16 protein-coding genes are annotated in these 22,605 nt (G+C 42.1%); 13 read left to right on the top strand and 3 right to left on the bottom strand.

The window, feature by feature from the left end:
• Window positions 1–77: 77 nt before the first annotated feature.
• From FKG96_RS00135 to FKG96_RS00115, 5 genes are all read left to right on the top strand, one after another.
• Window positions 78–1,451, top strand: a complete 1,374-nt coding sequence (locus FKG96_RS00135; RefSeq protein WP_013663966.1) for a lactate utilization protein B — start codon at window positions 78–80, stop codon at window positions 1,449–1,451.
• A gap of 99 nt (window positions 1,452–1,550) precedes the next feature.
• Window positions 1,551–2,165, top strand: coding sequence for an LUD domain-containing protein (locus FKG96_RS00130; RefSeq protein ID WP_013663965.1), 615 nt, complete (start codon window positions 1,551–1,553; stop codon window positions 2,163–2,165).
• 381 nt (window positions 2,166–2,546) lie between these two features.
• Entirely contained in the window at window positions 2,547–4,469 is a 1,923-nt protein-coding gene (locus tag FKG96_RS00125) for an alpha-L-fucosidase (RefSeq protein WP_242627385.1), read from the top strand.
• A 412-nt stretch (window positions 4,470–4,881) separates the two neighbouring features.
• Window positions 4,882–6,708, top strand: a complete 1,827-nt coding sequence (locus FKG96_RS00120; protein ID WP_130858107.1) for a beta-N-acetylhexosaminidase — start codon at window positions 4,882–4,884, stop codon at window positions 6,706–6,708.
• Between the two features lie 232 nt (window positions 6,709–6,940).
• Window positions 6,941–7,381, top strand: coding sequence for a hypothetical protein (locus tag FKG96_RS00115; protein WP_013663958.1), 441 nt, complete (start codon window positions 6,941–6,943; stop codon window positions 7,379–7,381).
• A gap of 38 nt (window positions 7,382–7,419) precedes the next feature.
• Here the strand turns inward: FKG96_RS00115 and FKG96_RS00110 are convergent, their stop codons facing one another.
• The gene (locus FKG96_RS00110) at window positions 7,420–7,890 is read right to left on the bottom strand and encodes an Lrp/AsnC family transcriptional regulator (protein WP_130858106.1); all 471 of its coding nucleotides are present in this window, start codon (window positions 7,888–7,890) and stop codon (window positions 7,420–7,422) included.
• 147 nt (window positions 7,891–8,037) lie between these two features.
• Between FKG96_RS00110 and FKG96_RS00105 the strand changes: the two genes are divergently transcribed.
• Window positions 8,038–9,186 carry a histidine decarboxylase gene (locus tag FKG96_RS00105; protein WP_130858105.1) on the top strand — a complete coding sequence of 383 codons (1,149 nt, stop codon included), beginning with the start codon at window positions 8,038–8,040 and terminating at the stop codon, window positions 9,184–9,186.
• 202 nt (window positions 9,187–9,388) lie between these two features.
• Here the strand turns inward: FKG96_RS00105 and FKG96_RS00100 are convergent, their stop codons facing one another.
• Complete coding sequence (locus FKG96_RS00100; RefSeq protein WP_165447062.1) at window positions 9,389–10,387, bottom strand: WG repeat-containing protein; 999 nt, start codon at window positions 10,385–10,387, stop codon at window positions 9,389–9,391.
• A 322-nt stretch (window positions 10,388–10,709) separates the two neighbouring features.
• Between FKG96_RS00100 and FKG96_RS00095 the strand changes: the two genes are divergently transcribed.
• The 5 genes from FKG96_RS00095 to FKG96_RS00075 all read left to right on the top strand — a co-directional run bounded on the left by FKG96_RS00095 (window position 10,710) and on the right by FKG96_RS00075 (window position 18,571).
• Window positions 10,710–13,484: a TonB-dependent receptor gene (locus FKG96_RS00095; protein WP_149104980.1), complete on the top strand. Its 2,775-nt coding sequence runs from the start codon at window positions 10,710–10,712 to the stop codon at window positions 13,482–13,484.
• Between the two features lie 101 nt (window positions 13,485–13,585).
• Window positions 13,586–15,214, top strand: coding sequence for a beta-N-acetylhexosaminidase (locus FKG96_RS00090; RefSeq protein ID WP_130858102.1), 1,629 nt, complete (start codon window positions 13,586–13,588; stop codon window positions 15,212–15,214).
• Between the two features lie 97 nt (window positions 15,215–15,311).
• Window positions 15,312–16,772 carry an alpha-L-fucosidase gene (locus FKG96_RS00085; protein WP_130858101.1) on the top strand — a complete coding sequence of 487 codons (1,461 nt, stop codon included), beginning with the start codon at window positions 15,312–15,314 and terminating at the stop codon, window positions 16,770–16,772.
• Window positions 16,773–16,898: 126 nt separating this feature from the next.
• Window positions 16,899–17,834, top strand: a complete 936-nt coding sequence (locus FKG96_RS00080; protein ID WP_149104979.1) for a ring-cleaving dioxygenase — start codon at window positions 16,899–16,901, stop codon at window positions 17,832–17,834.
• 119 nt (window positions 17,835–17,953) lie between these two features.
• Window positions 17,954–18,571, top strand: a complete 618-nt coding sequence (locus tag FKG96_RS00075) for an alpha/beta hydrolase (protein ID WP_013663951.1) — start codon at window positions 17,954–17,956, stop codon at window positions 18,569–18,571.
• Window positions 18,572–18,651: 80 nt separating this feature from the next.
• Here FKG96_RS00075 and FKG96_RS00070 read toward each other — a convergent pair whose 3' ends face one another.
• Window positions 18,652–20,520 carry a von Willebrand factor type A domain-containing protein gene (locus tag FKG96_RS00070; protein ID WP_130858099.1) on the bottom strand — a complete coding sequence of 623 codons (1,869 nt, stop codon included), beginning with the start codon at window positions 20,518–20,520 and terminating at the stop codon, window positions 18,652–18,654.
• A gap of 232 nt (window positions 20,521–20,752) precedes the next feature.
• On the opposite strand from FKG96_RS00070, the gene FKG96_RS00065 reads away from it, so the two are divergent.
• Complete coding sequence (locus tag FKG96_RS00065) at window positions 20,753–21,334, top strand: RNA polymerase sigma factor (protein ID WP_013663948.1); 582 nt, start codon at window positions 20,753–20,755, stop codon at window positions 21,332–21,334.
• A complete protein-coding gene (locus FKG96_RS00060) occupies window positions 21,321–22,544 on the top strand; it encodes an energy transducer TonB (RefSeq protein ID WP_130858098.1) in 1,224 nt (407 codons plus the stop codon). The genes FKG96_RS00065 and FKG96_RS00060 overlap by 14 nt, the downstream gene beginning before the upstream one ends.
• The last annotated feature ends 61 nt before the right edge of the window (window positions 22,545–22,605 follow it).

Raw genomic sequence — 22,605 nt, 5'->3', positions numbered from 1 at the left:
TTTACCTGCCTGCGGTAGGCAGGAGTAATAAGTTATACGTTGTAAATAACATAAAGCTTATAGCGTAGCGCAATCATATGGAAACACAACAAAAGAAACACGCCGCATTAGCGGATATCTTTAATAAAGATGAAGCTCGAGTCGATTGGCACGATCAAACGCTTTGGTTCGTTCGGTCAAAACGTGATCGATTAACGCACGATATCCCGGAATGGGAGGAGTTACGGAACACCGCTTCTCAAATTAAAAACCATGTGCTATCCCGTTTGCAGGATTATTTGCTAGCGTTTGAAAAAAACGCGCAGGCAAATGGCGTGCAGGTTCATTGGGCGGCAGATGCGCGTGAACATAATCAAATTGTTTGCGAGTTGTTGAAGAAGCATGGCATCGATCGGATGGTAAAAAGTAAGTCTATGCTGACGGAAGAATGCCATTTGAACGATTACTTGGCAGACAATGGGATTGAAGTAATTGATTCAGACTTAGGTGAGCGGATTGTTCAGCTTGCTAAAGAAATGCCCAGCCATATCGTACTACCTTGCATTCATAAGAAAAAAGAAGAAATCGGCGATATTTTCCACGAGCATCTTGGAACGGCAGCAGGTGTATCAGATCCGCAGATTTTGACGGAGACGGCTCGACAGCATTTAAGGGACGTTTTTGTTACACGCAAGGCGGCATTGACGGGAGTGAATTTTGCGATTGCAGAGACAGGAGAAATGGTGGTATGTACCAATGAAGGTAATGCAGATATGGGCGCTCATCTTGCTGATATACACATTGCCAGTATGGGCATAGAAAAGTTGATTCCAAAGCGGGCTCATTTGGGCGTGTTCCTCCGTTTGTTGACAAGAAGTGCGACAGGGCAACCTATTACCACCTATTCAAGCCATTTCAGAAAGCCAAGGAAGGGACAGGAAATGCATGTTATTTTAGTGGACAATGGGAGAAGCCGGCAACTCGGCAGACCTGACTTTAAAAACTCGCTGAAATGCATTCGATGCGGCGCCTGTATGAATACTTGTCCGGTATATAGACGCAGCGGGGGCCATAGCTACCATCACGCTATATCAGGCCCTATAGGCTCCATCTTGGCGCCTAACTTGGATATGGAAAAATTTGCTGACCTTCCCTTTGCGTCAACGCTTTGCGGTTCATGCAGCAATGTTTGTCCTGTAAAAATAGATATCCATAACCAGTTGTACAAGTGGCGACAAGAATTGGTAAAAGCGGGATATACCGATAAGAAAAAAACAATGGCCATGAAACTGATGGCAACCACTTTGGCGTCGCCCACTAAATTTAGGTTAGCAGGAAAAATGGGGCGTTTTACGCTTAAGTACGCGCCATTTACGGTAAATAACAGTCTTAACCCATGGTATAAAGGACGTGAGATGCCGGTGCCTCCTAAGCAATCTTTTAGTGAATGGTATAAAGAGCGAAATAGATGAGTTTTATGTTATAAGTTATAGGTAATACGTTTTTTTAAACACGATTGAGAAAAAACGGTGAACTTAAAACCTATTACTTAAAACTTACAACCTTACGAAATGACAAGTAAAGACAAAATATTACAAGCCATTAAGGCAGCGCAGTTGGATGAAGTAGCATTACCCGCTCCGGTTGAAAACCCAACGGTATACGACGATCCGGTACAGAAATTTTCGGATGTTGCAAAAGCTGTCGGAACCAGTGTCCTGGAGGCGACGAACCTGGAAGCGGTAAAAGATCATCTTTTGCAGACCTATATTCCCGAAGTGCAGGCAAGGTGGTCTATTGAGAAATCTTTACGGATTGTGTCAACCTTGCCTGAAATGGAAAACCTAGCCGAACAGATTGTTGACGCCGATCTCAATCCGCATAGCTTGGAAGATGTTGATATAGCTATTATGGCTGCGCAGTTGGGTGTCGCCGAAAATAGCGCACTATGGGTTCCGGAAACACTTATACGTGTACTGCCTTTTATTTGTCAACATTTGGTGCTGCTTGTCGCGAAAAACCAGATCGTAAATAATATGCACCAGGCTTATGAGAAGATGGGGCTAGGCGTCGATCCCTTCGGAGCTTTTATCGCGGGACCCTCAAAAACGGCGGATATTGAACAGTCTTTAGTACTGGGAGCCCATGGCCCGCGAAGCTTAGCGATTTATTTGTTGAGCAGTTAAGTTGTTGATTAGTTAAGTTGTTGAGTAGTTGAGTAGGGAAATAGTTATGTGGTGATGAGTGTTGCCTGCCTGCCGGTAGGCAGGAATTATGAGTGATGAATCTCTTTTCTACTTATCCTGATACCTACGTCTTGATACCTGATACTTACTTACCTGCCTGCCGACAGGCAGGTGTCCTAATACTTGATACTAACTTGTTCTCACAAAAGTACCCCATAACCAGAAACCAATAACGAACAACCAATAACCAATAACGAACAACGAACAACCAATAACCAATAACGAATAACCGATAACCAATATCCACGATAGCTAATATAGCAGAACATAATGCTAATAATCCTGAATGTTTAACTTTGGATAGCATTTATGTTTGTAAGTATGTACAGCAGAAAAAGCCTTTTAACCATTATTGCAACATGTCTGTTTGGAGTAAACAGCATCGCTCAGGATTTCGATGATGCGCCGAAACCCTATGGTGCATTACCCACTAAACGCCAGCTCGCATGGCATGAAACGGAGATGTATTGTCTCATCCATTTTACGCCAACCACCTTTCAAGATAAAGAGTGGGGTTACGGAGATGCTGATCCGGCTATTTTTAATCCAAAAAAATTCAGTGCTGAGCAAATTGTTGCGGCCGCAAAGGCAGGTGGATTTAAGGGCATAATCTCTGTCGCTAAGCACCACGATGGCTTTGCCTTATGGCCCACGAAAACAGCGGCATATAATATTAGCGAGAGCCCTTGGCGAGCGGGTAAAGGTGATATGGTGAAAGAGTTTCAACTAGCAGCTCAAAAACTGGGGATGAAGTTTGGTGTTTATTGTTCGCCCTGGGATCGAAACAACCCTGCTTATGGCACGCCCGAATATGTTAGTATTTATCGAAACCAGCTGAAAGAGCTCTATAGCAATTATGGTGAACTTTTTATGAGTTGGCATGATGGCGCCAATGGGGGAGATGGTTATTACGGCGGCAAAAAAGAAAAGCGAAAAGTTGACCAATCGACTTACTACGATTGGATGAACACGTGGAAAATAACGCGAGCAATGCAACCCAACGCAAATATTTTTAGCGATATCGGTCTGGATGTACGCTGGGTAGGGAATGAAAAGGGAGTTGCTTCGGAAACTAGCTGGTCGACCATAACGCTTGTAGGTAAAGAAGGTAAGGCACCGATGCCAGGTTACATGGATGACAGCAATTTGGGAACGGGAACAAGAAATGGTGAAAGCTGGATACCTACGGAGTGCGATGTGCCTTTGCGACCGGGCTGGTTTTATCACGCTTCACAAGACGATCAAGTGAAGACTCCTGCCATGTTGTTCGACTTATACTGTAAAAGTGTTGGAAGAGGTGGCGCTTTTGACTTGGGGCTTTCGCCGAACACGGATGGTCTCTTGCATGAAAACGATGTGAAGGTATTAAAAGAATTTGGTGCATTATTAAAGAAAGTTTTTGATAAAAATTTAATCAAAGGGGCTCGCTTGAAGGCTTCTAATGTACGGAATGCGAATGATCAACACTATGGGCCGCAGCGCCTAACGGATGAAGATCGATATAGCTATTGGGCTACGGATGATGACGTTCACCAAGCTGATCTCGAAATCGAACTGCTAAAACCGCAAACATTTAATATCATTCGATTACGCGAAAACATAAAATTAGGCCAACGAATTGATAGCGTTTTGGTAGATAAATGGAAAGATGGCGCTTGGGTGCGTGCGGCTAACGCAACAAGCATAGGAGCTAATCGTATTATTCGCATGCCCGAATCGATTTCAACAAGTAAATTGCGACTAAAAGTATATGCTCCCGTTAGTATTGCTTTGAGTGATGTCGGACTCTTCGCCGAACCAAGAGCGCTTAAAGGACCGGAGCATGGTGAACGTAAGGGCTTGGAAAAGGCCAACTGGGCAAGCGAATCGAGTGCAGCTGAAAAAGCCTTTGACAATGATGATCAAACTTTTTTCCTGACGGATAAGAATGCAATCGTAATCGACTTAGGCTCCAAACAGAATATATCTGCATTTGGTTACCTGCCACGGCAAGATGGGAAATCCATCGGTACAGTTGAAAAATATGAATACTATGTTAGTGATAATGGAAAAGATTGGAGATTGGCTGTGACCGGTGAGTTTTCTAATGTCAAAGCAAACCCCATTTTACAATATACCGCTTTGGTGGAAAAAGTAACTGGCCGATATGTCAAATTGCTTGCTAAACAGTCGGTATTCGACAATGATAAACCGGCATTCAGTATTGCGGAGCTGGAGGTGTATGGTAGGGAAAGTAAAAAGTAAAAAGTAAAAATTCAAAAATAAAAAGTAAAAACCCCGGAGGGCTCATTGATGCCTTAGAAAGACAAACAAGATATCAATAATTCAAAAGTTAAAAGTCAAAATAATAAAACCCTGCCTCCCTTAGCGATGGCCCGCCTTCCGTAGGAATGGTAAATAGTCAAAAACGAGAAAAGTCTTTAACTGTAAGACCAAAGGGTTCCTTTTTATTTCAGCGCTTTTCCGGTCAGACCAGTAAGGACTTACATAAGAGCGTCTCTGCGAGCTGAAGCTAGGGCTGAGTCTTGAGCGAGGCAGTCACATAAATAAATTAAAAATTTGCCTCTCTAGAGGATGCGTGACATCTCTCGGGATGGTAAAAAACCAGACGACTAACAACAAAAAACTAATAACTAATAACCAACAACAAATAAATATGCTAAAACAATTTATTACACTGCTAATCACTTTTTTTTGTTTGAGCAGTGTCTTTTCTCAGGAGCGAAATTACGCGCTTATCCCAAAGCCTCAGTCTATTCAATCTGGAGTGGGTGTCTTTAAACTGGATAACCAAACGACATTAGTAGCAAAGGATGAAGCGACTCGGAAAACCTTTAACCTGTTCAACGAAATGCTATCGAACCGCTACCATCTACGTCTGCCAGTCGTTTCAGAGCCTAGTGGCAAATATATTTTGATAGAGAACAGTCAGACGGAAGCGGAAGCTTATCAGTTGAATGTTACTGAAAATTCAATAAAGATCAAAGGCGATAACAGCGGTATGTTTTATGGGCTTCAAACCATTTTACAGTTAATTGAACAACATAATGGTGGTTTACAGATTCCGTCGGTAACGATTTCAGATAAGCCTGAATTTGGTTATAGAGGGGTAATGATTGATGTCGCCCGACATTTCTTCTCATTGGACGAAATGAAGAAAATCGTCGATTTAATGGCTTATTTTAAATTTAATAGATTACACTGGCATTTGACGGACGATCAGGGGTGGCGTTTAGAGATCAAAAAATATCCGAAGCTGACCCAAATTTCAGCGTGGCGCGATTCCAGCATCATTGGTCAGTATGGTGATTTCAAGCCCTTTATTTATGATGGTATAAAACATGGCGGATATTACACGCAGGAAGAGGCACGGAATTTGGTTGAGTACGCTGCTGATCGTAAAATCACGGTGATTCCGGAAATAGAGCTGCCAGGGCACAGTACGGCCGTCCTGGCGGCTTACCCTGAATTTGGTTGCAAGGATACGACTTATCAAGTGCCAGGCTTTTGGGGAGTACATCCTAATATTTTCTGCCCAAAAGAAGAAACATTCAAATTTTTGGAAGATGTGTTCACTGAAGTAATGGATATTTTCCCTAGTCAATACATCCATGTTGGAGGCGATGAAGTGCCAAAAGAACATTGGGAGCAATCTGCCTTTGCACAAAAGCTAATCAAGAAAAATAAGTTGAAAGATGAACACGGCTTACAAAGTTACTTTATTACCCGGATCGAGAAATTTTTGAATCAACACAATAGACGTTTAGTAGGCTGGGATGAGATATTAGAGGGAGGACTAGCGCCGAATGCAACGGTTATGAGCTGGCGAGGTGAAGAGGGTGGAATTGCCGCCGCTAAAATGAACCATGATGTCATTATGACGCCGAATAGCCATCTCTATATAGACCATTATCAGGCGAAGGACATTAGCACAGAGCCTTTAGCTATCGGAGGTTTTTTGCCCTTGGAACGCGTGTATAGCTACCATCCTCGCCCTGAATCCTTGAACGCCCAAGAGCAAAAGCATATTTTAGGCGTACAAGCTAATCTTTGGACAGAGTATATTGGTACCAATAATAAGCTGGAATATATGCTCTTTCCGCGTGCGTTAGCGCTAGCTGAAATTGCATGGACAGCGAAGGAAAAGCAAAACTTTGACGATTTTTCTACTAACAGATTACCGATTCGTTTACAGGAATTAGAGAAATTAAAGGTTTTTTTCCGTATTCCGGAAGCCAAGATTAGCTTTGGTACGAATTCGGCAACAGGAAGGAAAACAGCGGAGATTATTCCTTTTATTGCAAATAGCACTATTTATTACACGTTTGATAACCATAAAGCCGATCAAACCGGAAATATCTATAGCGGACCTATCGATTTGCCTAAGACCGCTAAAAAGGAAAAACCGGTTAACTTGAACTATATAATTGTAACACCTACTGGCAGAGTAAGTAATATGTTCAGTGTCCCTTATAGCGAATAAATTATTTAATTTTTAGCTGAAGCCACATTCTGCAATGCGAATGTGGCTTTTGTTTTATAAGGTTCCCATACTGCTTAACAAATTTAAAGTATAGCGCTATTTTTGTAAATACTTCAATGTGAATAAGTTCGTTTGGAATCTTCAACATAGATTAGTAAGTTTGGTTATCCGTTATATGCTATTTCCAAAAAGCAAAGAAAACGATTGTTGAACCAATTATACCGAAAACGCTATGTTAAGAGAAATCGATTTAATTCGCATATTGATGTCCTATCACCCCGAATGGGAAAAGAATCCGGAAGCATTTTTGGAACTCACCATTCTAATTTCTTCCATTGACTGCCGATGCCTGGAGTCGGGAGAGGTGGATTTTGAGCAGATTATGGGCCCCAAATTGGATAACGTAGCAAAAGTTTTGATGTCAATTACCAATGTACAGCTGTCTCCTTATAAAGACTTTGCTGATTTAAAGAAGAATGGACATCCTACCACCTTTTTAAGTGAATGCCTGGTAGAGGTGTTGGAGAAAGTACATGGCGAGGTTCCGGCAACCGTAGGTCCTGACGCAAGAAATGAAGGGGAGGTCTTTTGCCTCGAGGATCATTTTCATGATAGAGAGTCCGAAAAATTATTTTTGAAGCTCTGGCCTTATATCTCGCCAATTGAAGACTAAGGAGATGTGAAAAAAAGCGAACTGCTAAAAAGGTCGTATCAAATTTTTACTTCGAGGGCGGTCTCTTTTTTTATTTCCTTTAGTACGAAGCTGCTATTTACATTTGCGACGTTTGGAATGCCGGATAGATGTTTCATTACGAATAAATGGTAGTCCTTTACATCTTTTACGGCAATTTTTAGCAAATAATCGTGATTGCCGGCAATGCACATGATTTCCAAAACCTCGCTGAATTGATTAACCGCCTCTTCGAAATTCTTAAGGGTTTCCAGCGATTGCTGTTTAAGGGTCACCGTACAGATGACTAAAAGATGTTTCCCTAATTTTTCTCGATTGACAAGCACCACATAACGCTCAATGTAACCGTCTTTTCGCAAGCGCTTTATGCGCTCAAAAGTGGGAGAAACACTTAAACCGATCTCCGCCGCAATTTCTTTGACACCTAAAGATGCATCCCGTTGTAAAATGTTCAAAATACGAGCATCCATCTTATCTATTCTATCAGTCATAGCTTTTTACTGATTTCAATGCCGCAAAGTTAGATAAAAAGTATTTAATTCTGATGATCGATTTATTTTCCGTTTTATTTTCTGATATGAAAATAAAGTTAGATTATAATTTTTTATAGTGATAGTTTTGCAAAATATTAAAACGACATGGGTTTGCAAGCTATCGATCAAGAAAGACTGACAAATTATATGCAAAGGGCAGAAGAGCGCGCAGCATATTTTCTGGGATATCCCATTGCCCGCGATTTTGATTATTCAGACTTATATCCCTTACTGAAACTTCCTTTAAATAATATAGGCGATCCATTGGTAGAATCTACCTATGATCTTAATTCACGTTCGTTGGAACAGGAAGTGTTAGCTTTCTTTGCTGATCTGTTCAGAGCACCCGCCGACAACTGGTGGGGCTATGTAACAAATGGCGGTTCTGAAGGGAATTTATATGGGTTGTATGTGGCGCGCGAGCTTTATCCAAACGGAATCGTTTATTATTCGGAAGCGACCCATTATAGCGTTCAAAAAAATATTCAGCTCCTTAATTTGCGAAGTATTGTCATCCGAACCGATGAGCGGGGAGAGATGGATTATAGCGATTTGGCGCAAATGCTACACATGCATCGAGATCAGCCTGCTATTATTTTTGCCAATATCGGTACAACGATGACAGAGGCCAAAGATGACCTAGTGGAAATAAAAAGTCGACTACGAATGGCGGCAATTAAAAATTATTATATCCATTGCGATGCCGCTTTAGCCGGGGTATACAGTGCGTTATTAAATTTAAAACCGGGTTTCGACTTCGGTCATGGAGCCGATAGTTTGGCCATCAGTGGGCATAAGTTTATTGGCTCCCCCATTCCTTGTGGACTAGTATTGGTAAAAAGGAATTATAAAGAACGGATTGGAAAGGCCATACCTTATATTGGAACGGTGGATACAACCATCACGGGGAGCAGAAATGGTCATAGTCCCGTCTTTTTATGGTATGCTATAAAGAAACTGGGACGCGAGGGACTTCAACGAAGGGCAACGGAAAGTCTTACGATGGCAACCTATCTGGAAAGCCAACTATTGGACCGGGGAATCCAAGCTTGGCGAAACCCTTCGGCTATTACAGTCGTTTTTCCGGAACCTTCGAAACACTTGCGTCAAAAATGGCAATTAGCAACTGAAAATGGGTGCAGCCATGTTGTCTGCATGCCGGGCGTGGAAAAAACGCAATTAGACGAATTTTTAAAGGATATGCAGGAAGACGCTCGAGTTAGTGGGGAAATGGTTGAGTCGTTAAGTAGTTAAGTGTTTGAGACGTTGAGTAGGGGATTAGTTTGGTAGTTAAGTAGTATTGCCCTTAGGAGCGTTTCTGCTCACAACTGACAACAAATCACCAATAACGAATAACTAATAACTAACAACGAATAACTAACAACCAACAACCAATAACGAATTGAGAAGATATGTGTTTGGTAAGGTCGCCTACAATTTTCTGAGGCGGCCTTTTTTATTGATACCTATTGGGAGCATCGGGGTGCTCTTTTAAGTAACGACGGGCGGCTGCATCATAATTCGATAGCCATTCCTTTAAGGACATCTTCTCTGCTAAATTTCCATAGGGTACTTGATAAACATCGCCGCTTCCCGTTGCGTAAAACAATAGATCCGGATTGTCTATCCTGTGATAAGAGCCATTGGCGTCGTAGCGGAAAGCATTGATCACATAATAAGGGAAGCCTTTGCTCGGTTTTTCCACAATCTCAAAATGAAGATTTTTTTCCCTTTCCGTTAAGCGGTTGTAATAATTTGCAAAATAAGCTTTGCTGATGAGGGCTTGACTATCTAATTTCTTTATTAATTTAGCTTCAAATGGATTGTAGCTAAATTGATAGGGCAGATAAACACGATCTATCGCTTGGTCTTGTTCAGATGATTTTTCGGGCAGGGCCTGTAAGATTCGACCTTTTTTGTCTATATAAAAGGTGCTGGCATTCGACATGTCTAAGCGAGGGTGCTCGGTATCTTGGCTATAGTCAATAGTGCAACCGTTGCAAGCTCGAGCGATACCGTATTCGAAAGGGCTAACCCAATCCCATTGCGCCTTAATTATTTTTTCGCCATAGCGGTTGACAAAACCTATTTTGTTATTTTCGACGTAGCGAGAAAGCCCCTCCTCTAGATAATCAGGGCCGTTGTCGAATAGGTAAGGAGCGTATAGTACTTTTCCATTTCTATCATAAGCCAAACCATAAGGCTTGGGATCTTTCAAGTGATGGGAACGTTTTGGAACCAGCATGATAATGCTATCCTGAATAGGCAAGCTAAAATCATCATATGCAATGGGAAGAAAGTAATGTATGGCGGGAATGATGATGTTGCCTTGACTATCCTTAACGCCTAGTAAGCTATCAGGTGAGAGAAAGTAGAATATTTTTCTTTGCTCTTGCGCCGAACTCACGCTGCACAGCATGGTGCAAATGAGAACGAGTATACTCGTGTATTTCATAAGAGTGAAGCTAAGCATTTAAATAAATTCAGGCTAATTTTTAGTTTCAAATTTACCTTTTTCGAATTAAAATACCGGTTTTCAGGGGCTGATTTAATCCTTTTTCCAAAAGAGAAAGTAAAATCGAGTTTAACAAAAAAATGTAACAATTAAGTGGCGATTAAACTATAAAAGCAAGATTCTGTCTTACATTATACTAAAACAAACAGAACATTAATTTTTCTGGATAGAGCCTCGGGTAGGCAATGGAGGGCATGTCTAAATGAGTCGGCAAATCCGACGATTTATGACATCCCTTTTTATCCAAACCAATTTATGATAAATGCGTCAGATACATTTAAGAGTCGTTATTTGCCTTATTTTTTGCTTTTCATTCTTTTCCGGCTTTTCCCAACATAAGATTATCGGTACTGTCGTAGATAGTGCTGATGGTATCGGGCTGCAGGGCGCCCGTATCAGTTTGTTGAACACCGGAGACTCCATAATCAAGCAAGCAGTTGCGCAAGTGAACGGTCGTTTTGTAATAGATCAACTGCCGAGCGCTGACTATACTCTTTTATTAACCTATATCGGCTATAAACAAAGCAAGCGAAGGATAAAAATAGCGGATCGAGACTTGGAATTAAAGTTTCCATTGACAACCAGTTTTACGATGCTTGATGCGGTTAATATTACGGTCGCTCCTCCACCTGTGTTGGTAAAGGGGGATACCACCGAATTTAGTGCCGCCGCTTATAAAACGGAAGCTTACGCTGACGCCGATGCACTAGTTGCCCAGATCCCGGGTGTAGAAATTGACGCGGATGGAAAAATTAAAGCACAAGGTGAAGATGTACAGAAAATAATTGTAGATGGAAAAGAATTTTTCAGCTCCGATCCGGCCGTAGCTTTAAAAACGCTTCCTGCTGATGTAATTGATAAAATACAATTGATTGATGAAAAGAGCGAACAATCAAAGCTAACCGGCTTCGACGATGGGAACAGACGTAAAATCATTAATATTGTCACGAAACCGGAGAAACGGCGTGGCTATTTCGGGCGTATGGCGGGAGCTATCGGTAACCAGGAGCGCTATAATACAGGCGGTTTTCTGAACGCTTTTAAGGGCGACCGCCGAATTAGTGGAAATATTCTTTCCAACAATATCAATCAGGGAAGTTTTTCGAGCAATGAGCTCGTTGGAGCGAGCAGTAGGGGAGGCCGGGGAGGCGACGGTGGCAGCGGTGGAGGGATTGGCCCCAATCATCGAATCGCTCTAAATTACAATAATACGTGGTGGAAGGAGGTGGAGTTTAATGCAGATTATCATTTTAATACGTCCGATAAAGATTTAATTCGAACAGCGAATCGGGAGGTACTTATGGCAGATGAGGCCAACCAGTTTAATATATCTTCGCAACAAACCAATCGAACTAATCAAGGGCATGCCGCTAGCATACGAGTAGTATACAAGCGTGATTCAACGCAACGTTTAACGGTTAATCCACGTATCAATTTCAATAGTGGGAAAACAACGAATACCAACAATACGCGTACACAGGACATTTTACAACAGTTGATCAATACGTCCGATAGGGAAAACAGAGGAAATAACCATGCGTTTACCTTGGGAGGTAGTATTGACTATGGTTTGCGCTTAAGTAGTGAAGGCCGATCGGTTTCTGCGCATCTGGAGAATAACTACAACCGAAACACGAACGAAGCCTTTGCCCTTTCTTATAATACGTTCTATGATAGCGGTACGATGAGCCGATCCGATACAGTCAATAATCGAAATGATAGTCGTTCTAACAGCACGCTTTGGAATGCGCGACTTACTTATACGGAGCCTTTCGGAGCGCATGCCCGACTGATGGGAAATGCGAGTTACCGTAGTAATAATAGCTATTCCGATCGAAGAATGTATGACTTTTTATTGGAAACGGGTCAGTACAGTGAGTTGAATCGGGAACTCTCTAATGAATTCAGGAACGATTATAAATTTTACGGGGCAGGGCTCAACTACCAATATTCTTCGGAAAGTTTTCTAGTTGATTTGGGGATCGACTATCAACAGGCGAAAATGGCAAATGACCGGATTTTTCCGGAGGTAACGAGCGCGTCTCATCAATTCGTTAACTATTTGCCGAATGCAAACCTCATGTATCGATTTTCACGTGATCGACGTGTACGCTTCAACTACAATACATCCACGAATCCGCCAAATGTTTTGCAATTGCAAGATGTAGTGAATAACCAGAACCCTTTGAATATTACAGGGGGCAATCCCAACCTAAAGCAAGAGTTCAGACATGCCTTCTCCCTGCACTATAATAGTGTAAATAGAGAGTCGGGAGCTAACTTTTCAGTTGGTGTGAATGGTGAACTTACCAATAATCGCATTGTCAATTCGACGATTATAGCAGCGGTAGATACCTTTATATTGGACAATGTGTTGTTGGGCAAGGGGGCGCAATTTACCCGTCCGGTTAATGTAAATGGGTATTATAGTGTGCGTGCCAATAGCTCTTTTGGTATTCCTATTGAAGCCTTGAAAATTAACTTGAATGCTAATACGACCGTGCATCATAATCGGGATGTAGGTATATTGAATGAACTGGTCACACATACGAATACCTTTGGTATTAATCAACGTATCGGTATTAACAGTAATATTAGCCGTAAGATTATTTTTAGTCTTTCTTATAGCGGGAATTATAATATGGTTCGGAATAACAGTAACCGCGATCTAAGCAATAATTCATACAATCAGCAGATACGAAATGATATTACTTATATTTTCTGGAAGGGATTGCGCGTAGCTTCCAGTTTAAACTATCGCTACAATACCGGCCTTGCTGCCGGCTATGACCAAAGTTTTCTTCTATGGAATGCCTCCATCGGTAAAAAGCTATTTAAAAAGGAACAAGCAGAGATAACGCTTACTGCCTTTGACCTGCTTAACAGTAATACACAGATTACCCGAAATATTACGGAACGCTATATTGAGGATTCTCAATCGAATATATTGCAACAATATTTCCTATTAAGCTTCACTTACAACTTACGCCAATTTGGTGGAGGTGGCGGTGGACGTGGCATGCGACTTACGCGGTAATGGTTGGTTTGCTAGTAGGTAAAAAATAGTTAAATTGTTGCTTGTTTAAGTAATAAGCTACTTAACAACTCGATTATTCAACAGCTCAACTATAAACGAATATGACAAACCGATTTTTAACCTGGCTTGCGTTTTTAGCCCTAACATTTCCAAGTTATGCGCAGCAACGATGCCCGATTATCCCTGCACCACTAAAGGCAGATCTTGAAGCAGGTATATTTAGCTTGGATGTGAATACGCCGCTATGGGTGGAGGACCCTGCATTAGAGAAGGTGGCTTCTTATCTGCAACATGAGTTGCTACGTCTGAAGTTTTTACCCTTGGCCCGGAGCAGCAAAAAAATGTCGTGCACTGCCGGCATTCATTTAAGATTAGCAGAAAAGAAAAATATGGCAGAGGAGGCTTATCGTTTGAGGATAACAGAACGGAACATTGTTGTTGAGGCTAACTCGGTGGCCGGAGCCTTTAATGGCGCATCCAGCTTGGTTCAATTAATTAGTGGCATTGATATTAGCAATAACAAGTTGTCAATCCCCGCTTGGCAAATTGAGGATGAACCTGCATATCCCTGGCGTGGATTGATGTTGGATGAATCACGTTTCTTTATCGGAAAGGAAAAGGTAATGGATTTAATCGATTGGATGGCCTTTTATAAATTAAATAAGCTGCATTGGCATCTGACGGATGAACCTGCTTGGCGACTGGAAATCAAAAAATATCCCAAACTGGCGCTGATCGGAGGGATTGGTGATCACAATAATCCGCTGAAACCGGCGGCTTATTATACGCAGAGAGAGATTGCCGAAGTGATTGACTATGCCGCTAAGCGGAATATTTCAATTATTCCTGAAATTGATATGCCAGGCCATGCTACAGCCGCTAATCGAGCTTATCCATACTATAGTGGGGGTGGAAGTCAACAGCACCCTGATTTTACCTTTGATCCGGGAAAGGAAGAGACCTACACTTTTTTGTCAAATATTTTAAGGGAAACCAATGCCGTGTTTTCTTCCGGCATGTTACACCTTGGTGGTGATGAGGTGAGCTTTGGATCGGACAAGTGGATGGAAAATGAGGGGATAAAAAAGGTAATGAAGAAACATCATTTACAGGGATTGAAGGATGTGGAGCGTTACTTTATGGAGCGGATGGCCGATTCCGTATACCAACTGGATGCGAAGCTGCTGGTATGGGATGAAATGGCGGACATTAATTTGCCAAAGGATAGCACTATTATATGTTGGTGGCGCCATGATAAGCCGGAACAATTGCAAAAGTCACTCGATAAGGGTTATCAAACAATTCTCTGCCCACGGTTGCCCTATTATTTTGACTTTGTCCAAGACAGCAGCCATCGTGCCGGCAGGAAATGGGGAGAATTATACAGTCCCCTCGAAAACGTCTATAAGTTTTCCGTGGACAGCTTGGTTCGAAATACAGAACAAAGGAAACTGGTTCTGGGTATACAGGCGAACCTCTGGACGGAAACGGTTACCAATTTAAACCGCGTTGATTATTTGCTGTTTCCACGACTGGCGGGTCTGGCAGAAGCAGCTTGGAGCCATAAGAGCGTGAAAGACTATGCATCTTTTAAGGAACGCTTAAAACAACACTTGCTGCTATATAGGAAGCAGAATCTTTATTTCTACAATCCCTTCCAGCCAAATGATATTCCCGAACCCGTTTACTTTAAAAAAGATCGGAAGGATTTAAATGCAGAGGAGAATTAATAATTAGTGAAAAATAGTTGAATAGTAATAATAGTTAAGTAGTTGTTTGTTCAATGACTTAACTACTTAACAATTCAACTACTCAACAAAGTAACAAATGAAAAAACTAACCTATCTAACCTTATTCCTTTGCCTTGGGCTATACCAGCCCTTAATGGCCCAATTTCCAGGTGCGGTTGAAAAAAGATCGTCGATAACGCTAGAACACGGTGCCCATCGTTTGGGGAAGCGGACGGATGCACAGATGGAAACTTGGAGAAATTATGGTTTAGGCCAATTTATTCACTGGGGCCTTTATGCCATTCCGGGAGGGCATTGGAATGGGAAATATTACGCAGGTGCTGCCGAGTGGATACGCTCTTGGAAAGATATGCCCAAAGATGCCTATGATAATCTCTATAAAGAGTTTAACCCCCAAAATTTCAATGCAAAAGCTTGGGCTAAACAGGCTAAAGATATGGGAGCACGTTATGTGATTATTACTACCAAGCATCACGACGGATTCTGTATATGGCCAAGTCAATATACCGATTATACGATCGCTAACTCACCTTACAAAAAAGATGCGCTGAAGGAAATTGTGGAGGCTTATGAGTCTATAGGAATCGACGTATACCTCTATTTCTCCATTATAGACTGGAATCATAAAGGATACCGTTCTGCCATTCCTGAAACAGGGGAAGAAAAGCGGGCATACGAGGACTTTAAAAAATTTACCGCCAATCAGCTCAAAGAATTACTACGCAATTATCCTAGTACGAAAGGCTTATGGTTTGATGGAACGTGGGATAAGGCTTGGATAGAACAAACGGCTTTTGCCGATAGCCTGGAAGCTGAACTAAGGGAAATGCGCCCTGGCTTGATCATTGGGAGCCGTTTTCGAGCAGATGAATTTGGTCGGAGGCATTTCGATAGTAACGGCGATTTGATGGGTGATTACGAACAAGGGTGGGAACGCAAATTGCCGAATACCATCGAAGATGTACATGGCAATGATTGGGATTGTGTCATGACGATACCGGAGAATCAATGGGGTTATCATTCGGAATGGCGTGGTCACGTAAAGACTAGCGTAGAGCTTATTGAAATGATGGCCAAGTCGGTGGCTTTAGACGGAAACTTTGTACTTAACTTCGGACCGGATGGACAAGGAGCGATCCGTCCTGAAGAAACCAAATTAGCGAAGGAAATTGGCGAGTGGATGAAAGTGAATCATGAAGCTATCTACGATTGCGGCTACGCTGGCTTGGAGAAGCAAGATTGGGGATATATCACTAAACATAGAAAAACAGGCAAGTATTATCTGATTGTTTTCAATATACCGGTATCCGGTGCCTTGCGAATCAAGTTGGCTCCGGGCTCAGATATAGCGAGCCTCTATGACCTGGCTGAACCGAACAGGAACTATTCTCCCGAAGAAATTCACCGAAGTAAAGCGGATGGTAACGAGTTTTTTATTCACCTGAAACACAAGCCTAGTCAACCGATGGTGATTGTATTAGAAAGCACAGATAAAGAGCAGGCAAGTTCTGTATTATATGAAAAAGCAAAAACATAGTTGCTATCATGTGCGGTTTCCAAATAGGTAGAACTTCAACTCGTTACAATTTCTTGTCATAGGTTAATTTTTTTGAACAATGGGATGTCGACCTTTGTATCATAAGATAATAGAAAGGACAAAGACATGGACAATCAAATAAGAGGCATACACCATATCACAGCAATTGCAGGTGATGCTAAAAAGAATTATGATTTTTACACACGTGTGCTAGGTTTGCGATTAGTGAAAAAAACGGTGAATTTCGACGATCCGGAGACCTATCATTTTTACTATGGCGATGAAGTTGGTACACCCGGTACTATTTTGACTTTTTTCCCTTGGGGCGGGATTTCAGCAGGTAGACGAGGAACACGCCAGGTTACCGAAATCGGCTATTCCGTGCCTGCGGAAAGCTTGGATTTTTGGATGAAGCGATTCGAAGCTAATAATGTAACTTATAATAAAGTGGCAGAAAAATTTGGTGAGCAGTATCTCACTTTTTTAGATCCCGATGGACTTAAATTTGAGCTAACGGTTCCAAAGAATGAAGATACGCGCAAACCATGGACAACCAGTGAAGTAGGCGAATTAGTAGCTACAAGGGGATTCCATCATATCACTATTACCACCAATAAGGCAGAAGCAACAGCAAGGGTGTTGACTGACATTTTGGGTTATCGCTTGACAGAGCAGCACGTTAACCGTTTTCGCTTTATTACCGATCATGCAGCACAGGCCAATTTAGTTGATTTGGTTGAAGCGCCGGGTGAAAGTGCCGGCCATGTAGCAGGCGGCTCGGTACATCATGTTGCGTTCAGGGTAGAAAATGAAGAGGTGTTAATGTATTATCGCCAAAAAGTGTTGGAAGCTGGTTTACAGATTACGGAAAAGATAGATAGAAACTATTTCTATTCACTTTACTTCCGGGAGCCAGGGGGAGTACTTTTCGAAATTGCAACGGACAATCCGGGTTTTGCAACGGATGAAACGGTGGAAGATCTAGGTAAAGGATTAAAACTGCCGCCGCAATACGAAGCTTATCGGGAACAATTGGAAAAAGTGCTTCCTTCTTTGGGATAAGCGGAGAAAGGCGTTGGGTTTAGGGTATAAGGTGTACGCTTTAAGCTCCTGCAACCGCCGCTGCCCGTGCTACGGCTAAAAATTCATAACTCATCGTTCAACACTCATCATTTAATAACATGTACACACACGATAAACAATTTATAAAAGCGGGAAAACCGTTCAATGAAACGGATAAGGCTATCCTTATGATTCACGGACGCGGAGGGAGTGCGGCCGATATTATATCACTTCAGCGTTTTTTGAAGATTGATGATATGGCTATCTTCGCACCGCAAGCTACTAACAATAGCTGGTATCCTTACAGTTTCATGGCACCTGAGCAGGATAATCAGCCTGCACTTGATTCGGCAATAGCCATTATTGGAGAGGTTGTAGAAGAACTCAAAGTGAATGGTGTTTTAGAAGAGCAGATCTATTTTCTGGGTTTCTCGCAAGGTGCCTGTCTAACGCTTGAGTATACGGCAAGGAATGCAAAGAAATATGGTGGTATTATTGCTTTTACAGGTGGATTGATTGGACAACAATTAATTAATCAGCGTTATCAAGGCAATTTTCAAGGTACACCTATTCTATTAACTAGTAGTGATCCGGATGTGCATGTGCCCGTTGCACGTGTGACAGATACAGCGAAGGTCTTGGAAGATCTTGGTGGACATGTTACCTTGCAATTCTTTAAAAACAAAGCACATAGCATCTCGAGGGAAGAGCTGGACTTAGCTAATAAGCTTCTCTAAACTCCCTTTCTCCATTGGGTACAAATAAGCGGGAAATGAGGGGTTATCTATTTCAAGATAGCTCCCTCATTTACTTGTTGTTATTCTTTAGCCGCTATATCGTTACTTTTTGCTAGCAATTTAGCACTTTCTGCCAATCGTATAAATTCCGCACGATAACCCGTTGAATCCGCCCCTCTAGCTGATTTCGCACGATTAATAAGCGCATCGTAATTAGCCTGCTGTTTGAAATCGGAATTCCGCAACAGCATGGCAAATTCAGCAATAGCACTTGCGAAGCGAAAATCATCGCTGGTTTCGGCTAGCTGCATCGGCTTATCCAAAACACTAACTTGTTTCATTTTGCTTTTATCTTCTTTTGGTTCCTTGTACCTAAATTTAACCGTAAGCAGTTCATCGGAAGCTTTTGCGACAAATACACTTTTCTCCGGTTGATATTTTAAGGGATCTACACTGCCTATATAAGGCTCTTTAATGCCTTTGGGAACAATTTCATAAAAGGCAGTAACGATATGTCCGGTTCCCATATCACCGCCGAGCTTTTGATCATTGTTGAAATCTTCTTGGTTCAGCAAACGATTCTCGTAGCCCAATAAGCGATAAGCTTCTACCTTAGCGGGATTGAATTCAACTTGCATTTTAACATCCTTGGCTACCGTAAAAAAGGTGGCGCCGAACTCGCTTATCATTGCCTTTTTTGCTTCCATCAAATTATCTATATAGGCATAGTTCCCATGTCCTTTATTCGCCAAAAGTTCCATCTTGCTGTCTTTCAAATTGACCATCCCAAAGCCAAGTACCGATAAGCTGACACCGCTTTGTCGTTCTTTTTCAATCAATGTTTCCATATCCTCGTTACTGGAAGGGCCTACGTTAAAGTCGCCATCCGAAGCCAGGATAATACGATTATTACCGTCTTTTTTAAAATGTTCTCTCGCCAAGTCGTAGGCCATTTTTAAACCGGCACCACCGGCAGTAGAACCACCGGCATCAAGTTCGTCGATGGCATTTTTTATACGCATCTTTTCGTTAGCCCAAACAGGCGCAAGTTTGATTCGCGCGGTGCCGGCATAGGTCACAATGGCCACTCGGTCTTCTTTGCGCAATTGATCGACTAACATCTTTAATGACGATTTTACTAGGGGTAATCGATTGGGACCGTCCATTGATCCCGACACATCGATTAAGAAAACGAGGTTTGCAGGTGGAAGTTTCGCGGCATCAATGGCTTTTGCCTTCAAGGCAATACGCAACAGACGATGGTGAGGATTCCAAGGGGCTTGCGATAGTTCCGTGTGGATCGCCACGGGCTCATTATTTTGAGGGGCCGGTAAATTATATTGAAAATAGTTGATCATCTCTTCCAAACGTATGGCATCTTTTGGTGGTAATTGACCGTTATTGATAAAGCGGCGAATATTGCTATAGGACGCACCATCAACATCAACCGCAAAAGTTGATAAGGGCTCTTTTTTTGGACTGACAAACCCGTTTTCTTTAATTTTTTGATAATCTTCCGTCGATGGAAGATGCTGCATATAGAAAGGTGACGATGGGGGACGCACGTGTAAGCCAGGGCTATAGGCCATCAATGTTTGTGCGCCGCGTTTTTTGACATGCGCATGCTCCACTACGGTGATCTCTTGTAATGCGACAGAAGGTATTAATGTCACGTCCAGCTGCTTCCCTGCCCCAATCGCGACACGTTTACTTTCGAAACCGAGTTTGGAAAAAATAAGAAACTTTGCTCGGGGAGTCAATTTAATAGTATATCGACCCTTTGCGTCTGTGAGCGTACCGATAGTTGTACCTTCTATAAGAACCGAAACACCCGCTATACCTAGTTGATCTGCCTGATTGTAAACGATGCCATTAACGGTCAGTTCCGAGCTTGGCTTGAAGGAAAGCAGGCTAAAGAGGAGTAGAATTACTGATATTCTTGTATTCATAATCGTAAATTTTGCCCAAGGATGCAGTGCTATCTATAATTCCATAATTTTTTTTATAATAACTATTTACAGGGCGTTAGGCTATAAGCAGTAAGCTATAGGCAGTAGGCTTTAAGCACGACTTAACGATCAACCTAAGCTAGCTAATTGGCTCATTATCACATTGGCTAATTAACCTCTCAACTGTTTAACTACTTAACTAATCAAAAAAAAGCATTATTTTACGCTCGGCATGAATTGGTTCCAACGCTCAAAAAAAACGAATGAGACACTAGACGATGCGTCATTGTTAAAACGTTATCTCCATACACGAGATTTAACGGTTTTAGGTGAGCTATATGAGCGGCATACGGAAATGGTATATTACGTTTGCTTTCGTTATTTGGAGGATGGAGAGCGAGCAAAAGATGCGGTCATGCAGCTGTTTGAAGAGCTGATCGTAAAGGTAGAAAAGCAAGAAATTAAGAAATTTGTCACCTGGCTTTATGTGTTGACTAGAAATTTCTGTTTGATGCAGCTACGGTCGGAGAAAAAGATGCAATGGGTTTCCATGGAAGAATTTGTGGAATTTCCTATGGATGTGCATCCTGAAGACCGGGAAGAAAAAGAGATTGCTTTGGTAGCTTTGGAAAAATGTTTAGAAACGCTACCGGAAAAACAAAAGAAGAGCATAGACCTCTTTTTTCTGAATGAGAAATGCTATAAAGAAATTGTGGATATAACAGGGTATTCGCTCAATGAGGTAAAAAGCTACATTCAAAATGGCAAGAGGAATTTAAAGAATTGTATGGATAATCACCGTGAAAGAGCATAAATCTGACATAGCGTTAATTAAGAGCTATCTAAAAGGAGAGCTGAGCCGCGAAGAAATGTATCAACTGGAGCGGCGGGCACACAACGATCCTTTGTTGATGGATCTATTGCAGGGAATGGAGAAAGGGGATGAGCAGATGCACGTGGGGAACTTAGCGGATATTAAGGGACGTATGCGGGAGCGGCTTAATACGCCTGCTATTCATCGAAAAAAGCAGTCTCTTTGGTGGATGGCCGCTTCTCTTGTGGGAGTTCTCTTCTTTATGGGATATTGGATCTTAAAGAAAGAATTCATTCAACAACCCACTTTGGTGCAAGAACAAAACCAGGCAAGGGATTCGCAAACTAGCGTTAAAAGAGATTCTATGCCTTTGATTGCGATGAAACCTGTTAAAGAACCTAAAACCACTGCCAAGGCCCCGGTACCGACGCGTTCATCAGCGGCACGTCGTAAACCGGTATCTTCTTTGAACCAAGTAGAAGAACCATCACATCAGAAGGCTACAGTAGTAGACTCTCTTGTGGAAACACATGCTGAAACTGCCTTAGCGACTTTAGCGCCCAAACAAGTGGTCGAACCTACACCTATTCGAGGACGTGTCGTGGACGAACATACGGAAGAACCTTTAGCAGGCGTGACCGTGAAAGCAGCCAAACTTACAAGTGTCGTTACAGATTCGAACGGTCAATTCACCCTTTTAAATCCGCAAAGAGCCGAAACATTAAAGGTGTCCTATTTGGGATATGAAAATCGAAATGTCGCCGTAAAAGATCAGGATAGTGTAATGATTGCCATGCAGCCGGTAAATGCGACCCTGAATGAGGAAGTGGTTTCGGCTTATAACCGACAAGGGACAAAAAAGAGCGTGTCATCGAAATTAGCGAGCCGCACTCTTGATGTTCATATCACTAAGGATTCAACCATCAGCATACCTTCCGCGAGATTAGTCACCGAGCCCCTCATTGGTTGGAAGGCCTATGAGAAGTATTTGGAGGAATCGACAGGAGCCATTAAAGACCGAGCGGGCCGAGTCAAAATCGCTTTTTGGCTAGATAAAGATGGTAAACCGGAAAATATACGGGTTATTAAAAGTCTGGATCCCAAACATGATAAACGAGCTGTGGAGATCGTACGAAATGGCCCGCTTTGGAAGAAGATGGATGTCAACCGGGAAATAAGTATTGATATCGATTTTAAGGTAGTTAAGTAGTTAAGCCGTAAAACCGTAAAGTAGGTGGGTAGTGATAAAACTGTAGCAGCTACAGTAACAC

Origin of the sequence: Olivibacter sp. LS-1, from assembly GCF_008245145.1 — a bacterium.
In the GTDB taxonomy this organism is placed as follows: Bacteria; Bacteroidota; Bacteroidia; order Sphingobacteriales; family Sphingobacteriaceae; genus Olivibacter; species Olivibacter oleidegradans.
This window is presented reverse-complemented; position numbering and strand designations above follow the sequence as displayed.

Excerpts from the sequence above, each read along its gene's own strand:
- FKG96_RS00135 (WP_013663966.1), top strand. The coding sequence starts at position 78 with ATGGAAACACAACAAAAGAAACACGCCGCATTAGCGGATATCTTTAAT.
- FKG96_RS00130 (WP_013663965.1), top strand. The coding sequence starts at position 1,551 with ATGACAAGTAAAGACAAAATATTACAAGCCATTAAGGCAGCGCAGTTG.
- FKG96_RS00125 (WP_242627385.1), top strand. The coding sequence starts at position 2,547 with ATGTACAGCAGAAAAAGCCTTTTAACCATTATTGCAACATGTCTGTTT.
- FKG96_RS00120 (WP_130858107.1), top strand. The coding sequence starts at position 4,882 with ATGCTAAAACAATTTATTACACTGCTAATCACTTTTTTTTGTTTGAGC.
- FKG96_RS00115 (WP_013663958.1), top strand. The coding sequence starts at position 6,941 with ATGTTAAGAGAAATCGATTTAATTCGCATATTGATGTCCTATCACCCC.
- FKG96_RS00110 (WP_130858106.1), bottom strand. The coding sequence starts at position 7,890 with ATGACTGATAGAATAGATAAGATGGATGCTCGTATTTTGAACATTTTA.
- FKG96_RS00105 (WP_130858105.1), top strand. The coding sequence starts at position 8,038 with ATGGGTTTGCAAGCTATCGATCAAGAAAGACTGACAAATTATATGCAA.
- FKG96_RS00100 (WP_165447062.1), bottom strand. The coding sequence starts at position 10,387 with ATGAAATACACGAGTATACTCGTTCTCATTTGCACCATGCTGTGCAGC.
- FKG96_RS00095 (WP_149104980.1), top strand. The coding sequence starts at position 10,710 with ATGCGTCAGATACATTTAAGAGTCGTTATTTGCCTTATTTTTTGCTTT.
- FKG96_RS00090 (WP_130858102.1), top strand. The coding sequence starts at position 13,586 with ATGACAAACCGATTTTTAACCTGGCTTGCGTTTTTAGCCCTAACATTT.
- FKG96_RS00085 (WP_130858101.1), top strand. The coding sequence starts at position 15,312 with ATGAAAAAACTAACCTATCTAACCTTATTCCTTTGCCTTGGGCTATAC.
- FKG96_RS00080 (WP_149104979.1), top strand. The coding sequence starts at position 16,899 with ATGGACAATCAAATAAGAGGCATACACCATATCACAGCAATTGCAGGT.
- FKG96_RS00075 (WP_013663951.1), top strand. The coding sequence starts at position 17,954 with ATGTACACACACGATAAACAATTTATAAAAGCGGGAAAACCGTTCAAT.
- FKG96_RS00070 (WP_130858099.1), bottom strand. The coding sequence starts at position 20,520 with ATGAATACAAGAATATCAGTAATTCTACTCCTCTTTAGCCTGCTTTCC.
- FKG96_RS00065 (WP_013663948.1), top strand. The coding sequence starts at position 20,753 with ATGAATTGGTTCCAACGCTCAAAAAAAACGAATGAGACACTAGACGAT.